This window comes from Ottowia thiooxydans (assembly GCF_040548795.1).
GTDB classification, from domain to species: Bacteria; Pseudomonadota; Gammaproteobacteria; order Burkholderiales; family Burkholderiaceae_C; genus Ottowia; species Ottowia thiooxydans_A.
This window is the reverse complement of record NZ_JBEPSH010000003.1, coordinates 174,635-188,947: the sequence shown is the minus strand read 5'-3', so window position 1 is coordinate 188,947 and position 14,313 is coordinate 174,635. Positions and strand designations below refer to the sequence as shown.

The 14,313-nt window shown below is 58.9% G+C and carries 11 protein-coding genes; 6 read left to right on the top strand and 5 right to left on the bottom strand.

All coding sequences use genetic code 11. The features are described 5' to 3' along the window. Positions 1-112 precede the first annotated feature (112 nt). From ABIE13_RS07750 to ABIE13_RS07730, 5 genes are all read left to right on the top strand, one after another. A complete protein-coding gene (locus tag ABIE13_RS07750) occupies positions 113-604 on the top strand; it encodes a flavodoxin family protein (protein WP_354442562.1) in 492 nt (163 codons plus the stop codon). Between the two features lie 223 nt (positions 605-827). Further along, entirely contained in the window at positions 828-1,634 is an 807-nt protein-coding gene (locus tag ABIE13_RS07745; protein WP_354442561.1) for a hypothetical protein, read from the top strand. A 56-nt stretch (positions 1,635-1,690) separates the two neighbouring features. Further along, positions 1,691-2,839 carry a hypothetical protein gene (locus tag ABIE13_RS27520; RefSeq protein WP_436278383.1) on the top strand — a complete coding sequence of 383 codons (1,149 nt, stop codon included), beginning with the start codon at positions 1,691-1,693 and terminating at the stop codon, positions 2,837-2,839. A gap of 228 nt (positions 2,840-3,067) precedes the next feature. Then, positions 3,068-5,002, top strand: coding sequence for a glycosyltransferase (locus ABIE13_RS07735; RefSeq protein ID WP_354442560.1), 1,935 nt, complete (start codon positions 3,068-3,070; stop codon positions 5,000-5,002). Positions 5,003-5,100: 98 nt separating this feature from the next. Next, positions 5,101-5,874, top strand: a complete 774-nt coding sequence (locus tag ABIE13_RS07730) for a hypothetical protein (protein WP_354442559.1) — start codon at positions 5,101-5,103, stop codon at positions 5,872-5,874. A gap of 84 nt (positions 5,875-5,958) precedes the next feature. On the opposite strand, the gene ABIE13_RS07725 is transcribed toward ABIE13_RS07730, so the two are convergent. The 3 genes from ABIE13_RS07725 to ABIE13_RS07715 all read right to left on the bottom strand — a co-directional run bounded on the left by ABIE13_RS07725 (position 5,959) and on the right by ABIE13_RS07715 (position 8,253). Next, positions 5,959-6,642 carry a 7-cyano-7-deazaguanine/7-aminomethyl-7-deazaguanine transporter gene (locus ABIE13_RS07725; protein WP_354442558.1) on the bottom strand — a complete coding sequence of 228 codons (684 nt, stop codon included), beginning with the start codon at positions 6,640-6,642 and terminating at the stop codon, positions 5,959-5,961. Between the two features lie 155 nt (positions 6,643-6,797). Continuing rightward, a complete protein-coding gene (locus tag ABIE13_RS07720; protein ID WP_354442557.1) occupies positions 6,798-7,394 on the bottom strand; it encodes a hypothetical protein in 597 nt (198 codons plus the stop codon). A gap of 244 nt (positions 7,395-7,638) precedes the next feature. After that, entirely contained in the window at positions 7,639-8,253 is a 615-nt protein-coding gene (locus ABIE13_RS07715) for an Lrp/AsnC family transcriptional regulator (RefSeq protein ID WP_354442556.1), read from the bottom strand. A gap of 40 nt (positions 8,254-8,293) precedes the next feature. Here ABIE13_RS07715 and ABIE13_RS07710 point away from each other — a divergent pair, with 40 nt between their 5' ends. Continuing rightward, positions 8,294-11,905, top strand: coding sequence for an indolepyruvate ferredoxin oxidoreductase family protein (locus ABIE13_RS07710; RefSeq protein WP_354442555.1), 3,612 nt, complete (start codon positions 8,294-8,296; stop codon positions 11,903-11,905). Positions 11,906-12,284: 379 nt separating this feature from the next. Here the strand turns inward: ABIE13_RS07710 and sugE are convergent, their stop codons facing one another. Together sugE and ABIE13_RS07700 are read right to left on the bottom strand one after the other, a co-directional pair. Continuing rightward, entirely contained in the window at positions 12,285-12,599 is a 315-nt protein-coding gene (gene sugE / locus ABIE13_RS07705) for a quaternary ammonium compound efflux SMR transporter SugE (protein WP_354442554.1), read from the bottom strand. Positions 12,600-13,029: 430 nt separating this feature from the next. After that, entirely contained in the window at positions 13,030-14,244 is a 1,215-nt protein-coding gene (locus ABIE13_RS07700; RefSeq protein WP_354442553.1) for a multidrug effflux MFS transporter, read from the bottom strand. Positions 14,245-14,313: the final 69 nt, after the last annotated feature.

Below are 14,313 nucleotides of genomic sequence, written 5' to 3'. Positions count from 1 at the left end.
TGCAGCGCTCGGGAGGTGCCGGCATTTCCCCTACACGCTCGCACGCTCGCGTTAAATCGCGTGAAAGCTAAAACCGAATCACATGCTCTGGATTGGCTGTAGGCTTGGGCGCATGAAAACCTTGCTCGTCGTCTATCACAGCCTCACTGGGGGTACCCGCCAGATGGCCGAAGCCGCAGCCGAAGCTGCTAGGGCGGAGGAGGGGATAGATGTTCGCCTGCTGCATGCTTTGGACGCCGGACCAAGTGATGTCCTGGGGGCTGATGGCTATGTTTTTGCCACACCTGAGAATCTGGCGGCGATTTCAGGGCTGATGAAGGACTTCTTCGACAGGTGTTATTACCCGGTACTGGAACGCATCAACGGTCGACCTTACGCGGCCATGGTGTGTGCGGGTAGCGACGGGCAGGGCGCTCTGCGCCAGATCGACCGCATCGCCACAGGTTGGCGCCTGAAGTCGATTGCGCCAGGATTGGTCGTCTGTACGCACGCGCAGACTCCAGATGCCATCCTGGCTCCCAAGACGATTCCCTCGAGTGAGTTGTCTCGCTGCGCGGAGTTGGGGGCTGGATTGGCCGCGGGACTGGTTGCGGGCGTGTTTTAGAACGGTGCCAACCACAGTTCGAATGGGGGGCGAAGCCATGCAATGCATGATCTTTCTTGTAATTCGAATGTGTTCTTTTTGATTTGACTGTCAACCTTTTGTCGGAGAATTTATATAAAACCTAGGGTTTTCCTTAGTTTAAGAATGTAAAAAAATCTTACACTCTGCACCCTAAATCACATAAAAACACTTATCTGTTGTTTTTTGTCAATCCAAGGGCCCCATGAATAAAAAGCGACTTACCAGTCTTGACGAACCGCGGGCGTCGTGGCGAGGGCATCATGTGGCCACGGCTGTGTGGCTTCTTGTGGGGATGGCCGGTGTCAACGGGGCTTACGCAGCAGGCATCACCATCGAGCCAGCCGATGGCCCAGTAAGCTTTGCCGGCTTCACCATGGATCTGGATTGTGATGACCTGGTTGTCAACGGAACACTCGACATCAACGGCGCGACATTCCAGAAGGTGGGTAATGTCATCATTGGCCCCGGGGGCTCGCTGACCGCCACAGGCGCCAACATTGAAATGACGCATAGCTGGCAAAACAACGGCAGCTTCAGCGGCGCAGGAAGCTCTGTGACGGCCAGCAATGCCTGTGCCAATACCAGCAGCTCATTCTCCGGCAACACGACATTCCATAACTTTACTGCGACCTCATCGGGCTTGACGCTTAGCTTTGCTGGTGGAACCGAGCAGCAGGTGGCAGGTCTTCTCACCTTGAACAACGTCACGCTGCAAGGGCAAGGCGCTACGACATTCCTGAGCCTGCTGCCTGGTGGTACGCAAAACATCACCACGGTAGGTGTTGCCAACGTGAATGCATCCCGTGGTCAGCGGCTGGCGCCTACGCAGACCAACCAGATCGGTCAAGGATATGCGCCCAACTGGTTCAGCAATGCTTCCAGTTTGGTGTCGGGCATAGCTCCAGTGCCGACCTCCAGCACTGTCGGCTTGGGCCTGATGGCGCTTCTTTTGAGTGGAACTGCATTCCTGAAACGCCGAGCGCAAAAGCGCAAGGGTTCGGGTTCCTGATTCGCCATACCGCTCCTACTCCACAGATCGAGAACCTCTCCAGGAACACAGCCGCCATGACTCATTTAGTTAACTTTCGCACCGGTCTTCGTCCGCTTGCTGTTGCCACCACCATGCTGATGGGGGGCGTAGCGGTGCATGCTCAAGTTTCCCTCTCGGGAGCCAATGGCGTGGCCATCAAGACGCCGGCGGGTTCAGTCATCACTGGATTTTCGAATGACGGCTCTGTCACTATTCCAGCGTTGGGGTCGTCTGGTGGATATGTTTTTACCGATCCGACAGGTAAGTTGGCGGTAGGCGCGGGCCCCACAGGGCCTGCGGGCGCTACCGGCGCTACCGGGCCTACGGGTGCCGATGGTGTGACTGGGCCCACCGGGGCTGCAGGCGTGACCGGTCCCACGGGGGCCGCGGGTGTGACCGGTCCCACGGGGGCCGCGGGTGTGACCGGCCCCACGGGGGCTGCGGGCGTGACCGGCCCCGCGGGGGCTGCGGGCGTGACTGGGCCCACGGGGGCTGCGGGTGTGACTGGGCCCACGGGGGCTGCGGGCGTGACTGGGCCCACGGGGGCCGCGGGTGTGACCGGTCCCACGGGGGCTGCGGGTGTGACCGGCCCCGTGGGCGCGACAGGGGTAGCTGGTCCTACAGGTCCAATGGGTACGCAGGGGTTGGTAGGGCCTCAAGGGCCGATAGGGCCGATAGGGCCGATAGGGCCTCAGGGGCCTCAAGGGCCCAATGGAATTCAAGGCCCTGCTGGCCCCGCTGGCACACCTGGTGCTAGCATCACAGGCCCCACAGGCCCCACTGGGCCTGCTGGCAGCGGATCGTCCACCGTGATGTTGTTTGGTAATGCCGGAGGCACCATAAGCACCTCACAAACCCGATACATCGGCATCTCGGGAAGCGCGCAAACCTTGAATGTGGGACTTGGGTTCGCCATGCCCGCTGCGGGCACCATCAACACCGTGCGCATAGTTGCCAACGATTCTCCGAACGACGGCGGAGGCACTCAGCAATATGCATTCACTGTGTTCGTTAATTCGACGCCCACTGCCCTGGGCTGCACTATTGCCGAATTTAACGTCACGTGCACTGCATCTGCGTCTGTAGCGTTCGTGGCAGGGGACGTCATTACGCTGCGCAGCGTGCCTTCCGGCTCACCTAATCAGATATCGCCGGCTTGGTCCGTCAGGCTCACACCAAATTGAGGAGTAGCGAGACGCTGAGACTTCGTCAGAAGTCCCGTTCTACGTTCTATATAGGGGCGGGTCTCCGGTGCTTGTTCTTCGAAACCTCCGCACTGACGTGGTCTGGGAATGCCACCCCGAACGTCTGAAGACCTCGACGACGATGGTCCTTGTGCGAGCGCATGTCTTGTTGCGCGGGTTTGAAAGAGGGCATTCTGCGTTCCTCGTTGTTGTGGATGGCCCGCGCGCATGCAGATTTGCCTGAACATGATCGTCAAGGACGAGGCTGGCGTCATTGAACGCTGCCTCGCTTCCGTTAAACCTTTTATTCATCATTGGGTCATTGTGGACACGGGCTCCACAGATGGCACGCAAGAGATCATCCGTCGCTTCATGGCGGACATGCCGGGTGAACTTCATGAGCGGCCATGGCGAAACTTTGGCCATAACCGCACAGAAGCCATAGAACTGGCCAGAGGGCATGGCGACTATGTGCTCATCATGGATGCTGATAACAGCTTCCACGCACCTGTGGGCTGGCAGTGGCCCGCGCTCACAGAGAAAGCCTACTACCTGCAAATAGACAGCAGCGGCACACGTTATCAACAGTGCCTGCTGGTTTCCAATGCGTTGCCGTGGCGTTGGGTGGGAGTACTGCATGAATATTTGGCCACTGACGAGCCTTATCCAGTCGCCACACTGAATGGTCCCTGGGTGGTCAGGCGGCACGAAGGTGCGCGCAGCCGAGACCCACTCACTTTCCGAAAAGATGCAGCGCTTCTTGAGCAGGGCTTGCGAGACGAGCCTGGCAATGAGCGTTACATGTTCTACCTGGCACAAAGCTGGCGTGACGCCGGCGAGCCGGAAAAAGCCCGGCAGGCCTACCTGGAACGTGCGCGCATGGGGGGCTGGGCGGAAGAGGTGTGGTATTCGCTTTACCAGTCCGCCGTGTTGGGCGAGCGGCTACGACTGCCTGATGCCGAAGTGCAGGCTGCTTACATGGCCGCGTATCAATATCGCCCGTCACGCATCGAACCGCTGGTGGCGCTGGCGCGTTGGCACAGCGGCCGTAAGCAGTGGGCCCTGGCACAGCTCTATGCACGCGCTGCCATGGCGTTACCGGCTCCAGCCGATCTGCTGTTCTTGGATGAAAGCGTCTACCGCTGGGGTGCCATCGACGAAGCAGCCATTGCCGCTTATTGGGTGGGTGACCACGAGGAGTGTTTCAGGCTGTCCATGCAACTGCTTGACGGCGATTTGCTGCCCGACGTCCACAGGCCGCGTGTGGAGGCCAATAGGGATTTTGCGGCGCCTACGATCGCTGCGCGCACGGCCAAGTACCCGAGCGCCATAGTGCAGCAGTTGGTAGAGCAAGTGAAGGCAGGTGCGGTGACACGCGTGAGCCCAGGCCAGGCAGCCCACGCAGACGTGACCTTCACAATCACGACCTGCAAGCGGCTTGATTTGTTCGAGCGCACGATGAATTCATTCCTCAATTGTTGCCAGGACCTTCACCGTATCCAGCGATTCATATGTGCGGACGACAACTCCAGTGAGCAGGATCGTCAGCGCATGCGTGAGCTCTATCCTTTCTTTGAATTCGTTTTCAAAAGCCCGAATCAGAAAGGGCATGCGCGCAGCATGAATCTCTTGCGCGCCGAGGTACGAACACCCTATTGGCTGCACATGGAAGACGACTGGGAGTTCCTGGTGCCCATGCCCTATGTGGAGCGTGCTGTTGAGGTGTTGCAGGCTGAGCCAGACGTGGCGCAAGTGCTGTTCAATCGGAACTATGCCGAGACACTGACAGATCGTGCATTGGTGGGGGGCTTTCATCGCAAACATGCGCTAAGCGGCCATCGATACGTGCTCCATGAACATTTGCCGCCGGAAAAACACTCTGAATTCTTCAGCCGTCATCCCGCGGGCGTTCTGAGCAATCTCTGGTGGCCACACTTTTCGCTGAGGCCCTCACTTATGGACACTCGCAAGCTGCAGGCCTTGGCGGGCTTTGACGAAGGACCAGGCCATTTCGAGCAGGAGTTCGCCAACCGCTTCATGGCTGCGGGCCATGGCTCCGCTTTTTTTGATCTGATCACGTGCCAGCACACCGGCCGCCTGACTTCACAAAAAGAGTCTGGCATGGCCAATGCTTACGAACTCAATGGGCAGCAGCAGTTCTGATGAACTCGCGATCTGCCCGCATCGCGTCCATCGGAAGCAGTTTCGATTCGGCATACCTAACGTCCCTAAGACAGATCCTTTTCAGCGGGAGCAATCAGATGACTCACAGAGCCCACCGTGCCAGCGGCCTTCGACCACTTGGCGTTGCGATGTCCCTGCTGTTGAGCGGCATGACTGCTCATGCGCAGGTCTCCCTGTCTGGCGCCAACGGCGTGGCCATCAAGACACCTGGTGGTTCTGTCATCACGGGGTTCTCTAATGATGGCTCAGTGACCGTACCTGCATTGGGGCCCACGGGTGGGTATGTCATTGCGGATCCCGCGGGCAAGCTTTCGGTCGGCGCGGGTCCCACTGGACCTGCGGGCGCGGCGGGACCGGCTGGGCCGACGGGCGCGGTAGGTCCAACTGGATCTACCGGCGAAGCCGGCGCCATCGGGCCGACTGGGCCAATGGGCCCTACTGGCGCGACCGGCAATGTCGGGCCAACGGGGCCCGCGGCCGTTTCCAGTGGTGTGCCTGTTTTCGGGACTTCAGGAGCAGATGTAGGAATTACCACGCCAAACTACATCGGCATGGCGAGTATGGGCGTTACCTCCGACGTCGAACGCGGCATCCTGATGCCCACTTCAGGAACAATCCAAACCCTCAGAGTTCGGGTGTCTTTCCTCACCCCGCCACTAGGAGCCATATTCACGTTGTACGTTGGTTCGAACCCCACACCGTTGAGTTGCTCCGTGCAAGCAAGTGGCACTTGTGGCGCTACGGGATCCGTTGTTTTCGCTACAGGCGACTCAGTGATGCTGAAGGCGGACGCTGTGTTTCCCGTTATCGTGAGGCGTGTGGCATGGTCGTTAAAGGTGGCTTACGATTAACAGGCTTCACGGCGAGTACCCTCTGATGGTCTGATCCAGCATTCAAATGCAAGTCCACCAATTTGACGTCAACGCTGAGAAAGGCTACGACGGCGCTGAGGCAGCGAGATTTCTCGGCGTTTCCCGCTTGCGCATGGTTCGCACAATGGCTGCCAACATCACCCCGTAGGCTGGCACGAACAGCAGCAGGCTGACGCTGAGTTTGATGACGTAGTCCACCAAGGCAATTTCCACCCAGTGCGTCGCCATGAACGCATCGGGGCTGCGCCAGAACGCTATCGAGAAGAATGCGGCGGTATCCAGCGCTTGTCCGAATACCGAAGCGGCAGCAGGCGCTAGCCACCACGCGCGGCTTTTCTGACGGATGTGGTCAAACACCTGGATGTCCAGCAGTTGGCCCAGCACGTAGGCCGTGAAACTGGCGAATGCAATTCGAAATACGAAGGTATTGAATTCGCCCAGCGTCGCCCAGCCATTGAACTGGCCCTCCCGGAAAACGACGCCTACGACATAAGAAGCGACCAGGGCAGGCAGCATGGCCCATGCAATCACTCGGCGAGCAGGGGATTGGCCTATCAACCTGACCGTCAGGTCCGTGGCCAAGAAAATGAACGGGAAACTGAAGGCACCCCAGGTACTGTGAAAGCCCAGCAAGTTGATGGGCAACTGCACCAGATAGTTGCTGGCGATGACGATGGCGATATGAAACGCCACCAGCAGGGCAAGGAAAAGCGGCACGCGAGGCGGCTGCGCCTGAACGAAAGTCATGGCAAACCTTTTTGGTAAATGGGGGTGAGGGAACCCATGTGGAGGAAGGCCGGTATTCTACGGCGAGTCAGACAGCAGGGGCTGGCCTCGCTGAGTCTGTCGGCTGCCAGACCTGGCGTGAGAAGCTCGCTATGCTGGCCGCAGGCTTGGACACATCACCACCGCTCGACGTCACTGTCAATCAAATATTTCTGCCCATCGTGCCATACGTAAGTCAGGAACAGCGCATCTTCTACGAGTCCTGTATCCACCTCGTACCGGCACATCAGGCGATAGGGACCACGTTCTTTTCGGGTGATGCCACGGTCGCTGGTAAACAGGCCTGCACCGTCGTCTACTTCACCCGTAACCCTGAGCTTTTGGTTGCTGAGTTTTTGACGAAACGCTGCTTCCGCCACCTTCAACGGTGCGCATGCTGGCTCAGCGTCTTTGTCGCGTGCGATCCATTGCGAGCCTTGACGTACAAGAGTCCAGGCTAACGGTTTCGCGTTGCCGGCATGGATCACAGGGCACACCCAAACGCCTGGTTTTTCTTTCAAACCAGGCAAGCAGCCTAAGACACGATCCACCTTAACCGTGCCGGCTCGCTCGGGAGCACGCTTGGCCATCAAACCCGCTATAGCGATTTGTGCCTCGGCAGTGCTAGGCCACACACCCGATACATCTTGCGGAGTGGATGCCGGAGATTGAGCTTGCACCAGCGGTACGCTCAACACCACCGCCCACGTGGCCACCCGGATGGATCTGGCCACCCACGATGTCCTGCTCCGTTGCTTCTGGGGAGCTTTCGTCACCTTGTGTTCAACTGCTTTTTTGAAATACAAGCTCTTCTCCCTGGATCTTCGAAACAATACTTGGGGGCGAGCCGGTGTACTCTCTTTTGCAATCATGCCACGATGACTTCGTGCCACGGCCCAAGGGACTGCAACCGCCGTGCGTCATGGGGGCAAGCGAGACAAAGTGCTCATCAAATGAGTCTTTATTCTGGCGAGGAATTCAAGTATTCCGCCGAGAGCGAACTGGCTTGGAGGTGAGTGCTGCGCGCGGGTTCGCCACCCCTGCGACCACGGGTAGCCTCACCTCGGCTTTCACTTCCTTCAACACAATTGAAGATCGCACGTGGGTTACACCAGGGAGCTTGAAAAGCTCAGCATGTAAAAACCGCTCGTATTCGGCGATTCCCGGCACGAGCACCGTGAGGATGTAGTCAGCCTGTCCAGTAGTGGAAAGGCAGCGGACGATCTGGGGCGTGGCTTCTACCGCGCGCTCGAACTGACGCACCAATTCCTCGGTGTGTTGGCTGAGGTTGGCTTCCACCACCACCAATAAATCAAGTCCGACCTTGGAGCGATCAACCAACGCTGTGTACCCGCTGATGACACCCGTCGCTTCCATCTCCTTGATTCGTTTCCAGCATGGCGTGGGCGACAAACCAACACGCTCAGCAATCTGCTGAACAGTCTGGCGCGAATCACGCTGCAGTTCCTGAAGAATGAGCAGGCTGTGTGAATCAAGATCAATTTTCTCGCTCATGGCTATTTTTGAGAATGAATAGGTTCGAATATAGCCAAATATGAGAACAATAAAAACCATTTTTGCGCCAAACTGCATATCCTTGAGGATATAAAACCCACGTCCCAGGAGACATGAGATGACTGACACCTCCAGCGCCATTCGCAATCCCAACTACCGATTGGCAGACAGCCTTTGGGCTCGTGAGGGCCAGGTCTTCATGACGGGCACGCAGGCGCTCGTGCGCCTTATGTTGATGCAGCGCCAGCGCGATGAGGCGGCGGGGTTGGACACCAAGGGTTTCGTCTCCGGCTACCGGGGCTCCCCGCTGGGCATGCTGGATCAGCAAATCTGGAAGGCAGGCCAACGCTATACCGATGCAGGTATTCGTTTCGTTCCTGCGATCAATGAAGAGCTGGGTGCTACCCAGGTGCTGGGTACTCAGCGTGTAGAGAGCGATCCAGAGCGCACCTGCCAAGGCGTGTTTGCCATGTGGTACGGCAAGGGCCCAGGTGTGGATCGCGGAGGGGACGCCATCAAACATGGCAATGCCTACGGATCTTCCCCTCACGGCGGCGTATTGGTGGTCGCGGGCGATGACCACGGTTGCGTTTCATCTTCCATGCCGCACCAAAGCGACCAACTTCTGCAGGCCTTTCATATGCCTGTGGTCTCGCCAGGCAATGTGTCCGAATACCTGGAATTCGGGCTCTACGGCTGGGAGCTTTCCCGTTTCAGCGGGAACTGGGTGGGCATGACTGCGCTGTCCGAAGTGGTGGAAAGCGGATCCACCGTGGATTTGGACAGCGTGAATGCCCGCACGGCTTCCTGGCGCCGCGCAGATGAAGTGCGTGCAACCACCGGCCACGCGCCTCCAGCAGGGGGCTTGCACTACCGTTGGCCTGACCTGCCTTCTCTGGAGATAGAACAGCGATTGGCCGAAAAACTCAAGGCAGTGGCCGCTTTTTCGAAAGTGAATTCCATCGATCGCCACGTGATCGAATCGCACCATGCCACCGTGGGTATCGTCACCAGCGGAAAAGCGCATTACGACTTCATGGAAGTGCTGCGGCGCTTGGAAATCACACTGGAGATGCTGGCCGCCGCGGGGGTCCGCCTTTATAAGGTCGGGCTGACGTTCCCCGTGGAAACCACGCGCATGCAAACCTTCGCCCAGGGCTTGAAGGAGATCCTGGTCGTAGAGGAAAAAGGCGCCGTCCTTGAAACCCAGCTGCGCGATCTTTTCTACAACGCACCGGTGCGCCCAGCCATTCTGGGTAAGCAAGATACGCAAGGGCACCCGCTGGTGTCGCCCCTCGGAGAGTTGCGCCCCTCTCGTCTGATTGAGCTCACAGCGAACTGGCTGATCCGCCATTTTCCGCAGTTTGACGATAGACGTGCGCTCGTGCGTGATTTCACGCTGCCTGATTTGCTGTCAAACGATTCAGACAGCGTCAAGCGGCTGCCGTACTTTTGCGCCGGATGTCCGCACAACACATCCACCCTGGTGCCGGAGGGTTCCACTGCACGTGCAGGCATTGGCTGCCACTTCATGGCCAACTGGATGGACCGCGACACTGCAGGCCTGATCCAGATGGGCGGGGAGGGCGTCGATTGGGTTTCGCACGCCATGTTCACCAAGATGCCCCACGTGTTCCAGAACCTTGGAGATGGCACCTACTACCACTCAGGGTACCTGGCCATCCGCCAGGCGGTAGCCGCCAAGGCCCGTATCACTTACAAGATTCTCTTCAACGACGCCGTGGCCATGACGGGCGGGCAGCCGGTGGACGGCATCATCAGTGTGGACGCTATCGCAAGGCAAGTGGAGAGTGAAGGCGTCAAGCAAGTGGTGGTTCTGTCGGACGACATTGGCAAGTACGACAGCATCAAGAGCCGTTTTCCCGCGGGCACAGAGTTCCATGACCGTGCCGAGCTGGATGCAGTTCAACGCCGTTTGCGCGAAGTTCATGGCGTCACAGTGCTGATCTATGAGCAAACCTGTGCGGCAGAAAAGCGGCGCCGGCGCAAAAAAGGCGAGATGGTCGATCCTGACAAGCGCCTCTTCATCAATGAGGCGGTCTGCGAAGGCTGTGGCGATTGCAGTGTGCAAAGCAACTGCGTGGCCGTGTTGCCGCATGAAACCAGCCTCGGCCGCAAGCGCAAGATCGACCAGACCGCTTGCAATAAGGACTATTCGTGCGCCAAGGGCTTTTGCCCCAGCTTCGTGGGTGTCACTGGCGGCAAGATGCGCAAGAAGGTGGGTGCCTTGGCGGCTTCTACGGCGGGGCAGGGCGGGGCAGATGCCTTGTCTCGTATCGTCGATAGCCTTCCCTTGCCAGCCGCCCACCGCTGGACTGGCCCCTACGATTTGCTCGTGACGGGTGTGGGCGGAACAGGCGTGGTGACCGTAGGTGCGGTCATTGCCATGGCCGCCCATCTGGAAGGCAAAAGTGCTTCTGTGCTGGACTTCATGGGCTTTGCTCAAAAGGGCGGCGCGGTGCTGAGCTTCGTGCGCCTGGCCGATGTGCCTGAACGCTTGAACCAGGTTCGCATTGATACCCAACAGGCGGATGCCATTCTGGCCTGCGACACGGTGGTCGCGGCGCAGCCTGAGGCACTGGGCACCGTTCGCCATGGCCGCACGCGGATTCTGGCCAACGTGCACGAAACGCCTGTGGCCGAGGCCCTGAAGAACCCAGATGCGAGCCTCAAGACCTCAGGGCTGCTGGACAAGCTGCGTTATGCCGCCGGGGCTGATCGTGTAGAAACTTTTGACGCCCAGGCCTTGGCAGAAGAATTCATTGGCGATACGGTCACGGCCAACATTCTGGCGTTGGGATATGCCTGGCAGCGGGGCCTGGTGCCTCTCAGCCTTGAGGCTCTGCACCGCGCCATCGAATTGAACGGTGTGGCTGTTCCAGCCAACCAATTGGCTTTTTCTCTGGGACGTCTGGCTGCAGGTGATCCAGCCGCGTGCAAGGCTTTGCTGGGTGAGAGCGCTTCGGCACCGGGCGTTGGTTCAAGCGCCAATGAATCGCTGGAAGTTTTGATTGCACGCGGAGTCGAACATCTGACGGCCTACCAAAATGCGGCTTATGCGCAGCGCTACGCCTCGTTGCTGAGCGAGGTCCAGGCCCGAGAGCAATCGCTGGTTCCTAGTAGCGATCGGTTTACCCGCTCTGTGGCCAAGAGCATGCTCAAGCTCATGGCCTACAAAGACGAGTACGAGGTTGCGCGGCTGTATTCAGACCCGGCGTTTCGCAAGTCCTTGGAGCAGCAGTTTGAAGGGGATTTGAAGCTCAGCTTTTACATGGCTCCGCCAGTGATCAGCCGTGTGGGCCGGCCATCCGGGCGGAACTCTGAGGCCCCTCGCAAGATTGAACTCGGTAGCTGGATGTTGCCGGCTTTGAAGGTGCTTGCCAAAGGCAAGGCCTTGCGGGGCAGCGCGCTGGATATCTTCGGTAGAACTGATGAGCGCCGGATGGAGCGCGAGCTCATCACACGGTTTGAAGAACGTGTGCGTGAATTGCTGCCCCAGTTGAGTGCCGAGAACCTGAAGCTGGCAGCTGACGTGGCAGCAGTGCCCCTGACCATGCGCGGATTTGGTCACGTCAAGCATGCCAACGTGGTACTGGCTCGGGTACGCGAAGCAGAGCTGCTGCATCGCTTTAACCCTGAGCGTTATTCTGTGCCTACCCGCCAAGCCAAGGCCGGCCAACTGCGTGGCATAGCGGTGGTCGCGGAGTAATTCGGGTGAGCCCACAACCCCTGGGGTGGCCGGGATAGTCGTGCAAATGGGGCTGCTCGGGCCAGTTCGTATCGCCGGGTGTGAGTGAGGGCAATACCCAGGCTTTGCCACAGTTCATGCGCAAGCCTTTGGTTCTCCCTCGGAGCGCCAAGCTCCAGCTTGGCAATTTTGGGGGTACTGCGAGCGCTGCAATGCCAAGCTGGAGCTTGGCGCTCCCAGGGGGAACAGCCGGAGACAGCTCACTTCGTAAGCACGCGTTCTTGTTCGCTTTTCCCCTAGCCGGGTGCCCCATGCGGGGGCCGATTAGGGGAGGGGGATAAGGAGGCCGGCCAACCGGTGAGGACTCACCACCAACACCCTAGTCGCTGCTTTGGACCGGTCAGCTCGTCAGCTTCAACCCAAGAATACCCGCCACGATCAACCCTACGCAGATCAACCGCCCCGCGTTGGACGGGTCGCCAAACAGCACGATACCCAGGATCACGGTGCCTACGGCGCCAACGCCCGTCCATACGGCATAAGCGGTGCCCACAGGCAGCTCGCGCATCGCCAGGCCAAGCAGTCCAATGCTGATCACCATGGCGGTGACAGTGCCGACCGTAGGCCACAGGCGCGTAAAGCCCTGTGTGTATTTCAGGCCAATGGCCCAGCCGATCTCGAAGAGGCCAGCAATGATGAGAATGATCCAGGACATAAAGTTCTCCGCAATAGGAGTGCGGGGTCGTCCCCACGGGGAAAATTAACGCGCTAGGTCGTCCCGGCGGTGCTCGGCTTCCAAGTGAAGGCCTGAGGCTGATGGGTTGAATTCTAGGGAATCGCGGGCTTACTGGCGACTGTTGCGATCCAACCACCCATGCGCCCCGGTACTATTGCTTTTGCCTCGGCGGCTGACTGTTCGCTGGGACCGCCGAGCTCCTGTTCGGCATTTGACTGTCTCTACTGACGCCGCAAACGTCATGGATCTTGTCTTGCGCTGAGATTCAGTGATATCTGCTAAGGCCGCATTGCCGAGCAGGAGCTCGGCGATCCCAGGAATGCGTCCGACAAGCTGAGCTGCTTCTTCAAATTGCCATCTACGTGTGCATGGACAGCTAGCTTGTCCCCAGCGCAGGCGGCGCCTTAGGTCAACCGATCTCCGGATAACGCTTGTGCAGCCATATCCAGGCCCCCAAGCCCACTGCGAGAAAAGCCCCGGAGGTCAGCGCCAGACCGATGGCTGAATGCATGACCAACGGCGCCGCGACCCCTGCCACGATCCCGTTGGCGGTTGATCCCACCACCGCTTGCAAAGATGAGGCCATGCCACGCCGTTCAGGGTGCAAATCCAGGACCAGAAGGGTGACGACGGGCACCATCAATGCCCAGCCGAACGCGAAGAAGGCTATGGGCCAGAGCGACCACAGCGCGTGTGGCGCGAACAAGGCATTGGCGATGATGTTCACCACTGAAACCGCCAGCATGATGCGAAAGCCCTGCATGATCTGGTTTTTGGGTAACACCTTGCCAGCCTTGCGGCCAGAAAGCCATGAGCCTGCCATGATGCCGGCGATGCTCAGGATGAAGAACCAGAAAAATTGCGTAGGCCGCAGTTGCAGCACGTCGCCCAGAAATGCTGGTGCCGACAGAACGTAGAGAAACATGCCATTGAAAGGTACGCCTGAGGCCAGCGCCAGCAGTAGAAAGCGTATGTCGGTCAGGAGCAGCCAATAACCGCGCATCAAATTGCGGAACTGCATGGGCTGCCTGTCGTCCTTGTGCAGCGTCTCGGGCAGCATGCGCCAGTTAAGCGCCAGCAGCACAACACCCACGCCCACCAGGAACCAGAAGACCGCGTGCCAATTGACCAACTCTGCGAGCACGCCGCCTACCACGGGGGCCAGGGCAGGAGCCACGCCGAAGAAAATCGTGACCTGGCTCATGACACGCTGCGCTTCGCTCGGGGGGAACATGTCCCTGATCACGGCCCGTGAAACCACAATGCCGGCACCCGTGGAAAGCCCCTGGAGCGCGCGGAAGAAAATGAGTTGGCCCACCGTTTCAGACAACGCGCACCCTATGGATGCGAGCGTGAAGACCGCCAGCCCCCACAAAATGACGGGCCGTCTGCCAAAGCTGTCTGAGAGCGCGCCATGAAACAGATTCATGAAGGCGAAGCCAAACAGGTAAGCCGAGAGGGTCTGTTGCATCTCCACCGGGGTCGCATTCAGCGACTTGGCAATGGCGGAGAACGCGGGAATGTAGGTGTCGATCGAGAACGGCCCCAACATGCCCAATACTGCCAGCAGAACAGCGAGAGCCCAGCGAGGGCCTTTCCAAAGGGTTGAGGCGTCCGGATTCATGACAACGATCTAAAAAACAAAAAAGCTGGCCGCGATAAAGAAGCGCAAGCCAGCTCGATGGAGGCGCCC

Bases quoted from the DNA above. Each gene is read 5' to 3' on its own strand.
- ABIE13_RS07750 (WP_354442562.1), top strand. From the start codon at position 113: ATGAAAACCTTGCTCGTCGTCTATCACAGCCTCACTGGGGGTACCCGC.
- ABIE13_RS07745 (WP_354442561.1), top strand. From the start codon at position 828: ATGAATAAAAAGCGACTTACCAGTCTTGACGAACCGCGGGCGTCGTGG.
- ABIE13_RS27520 (WP_436278383.1), top strand. From the start codon at position 1,691: ATGACTCATTTAGTTAACTTTCGCACCGGTCTTCGTCCGCTTGCTGTT.
- ABIE13_RS07735 (WP_354442560.1), top strand. From the start codon at position 3,068: ATGCAGATTTGCCTGAACATGATCGTCAAGGACGAGGCTGGCGTCATT.
- ABIE13_RS07730 (WP_354442559.1), top strand. From the start codon at position 5,101: ATGACTCACAGAGCCCACCGTGCCAGCGGCCTTCGACCACTTGGCGTT.
- ABIE13_RS07725 (WP_354442558.1), bottom strand. From the start codon at position 6,642: ATGACTTTCGTTCAGGCGCAGCCGCCTCGCGTGCCGCTTTTCCTTGCC.
- ABIE13_RS07715 (WP_354442556.1), bottom strand. From the start codon at position 8,253: ATGCAGTTTGGCGCAAAAATGGTTTTTATTGTTCTCATATTTGGCTAT.
- ABIE13_RS07710 (WP_354442555.1), top strand. From the start codon at position 8,294: ATGACTGACACCTCCAGCGCCATTCGCAATCCCAACTACCGATTGGCA.
- sugE (WP_354442554.1), bottom strand. From the start codon at position 12,599: ATGTCCTGGATCATTCTCATCATTGCTGGCCTCTTCGAGATCGGCTGG.
- ABIE13_RS07700 (WP_354442553.1), bottom strand. From the start codon at position 14,244: ATGAATCCGGACGCCTCAACCCTTTGGAAAGGCCCTCGCTGGGCTCTC.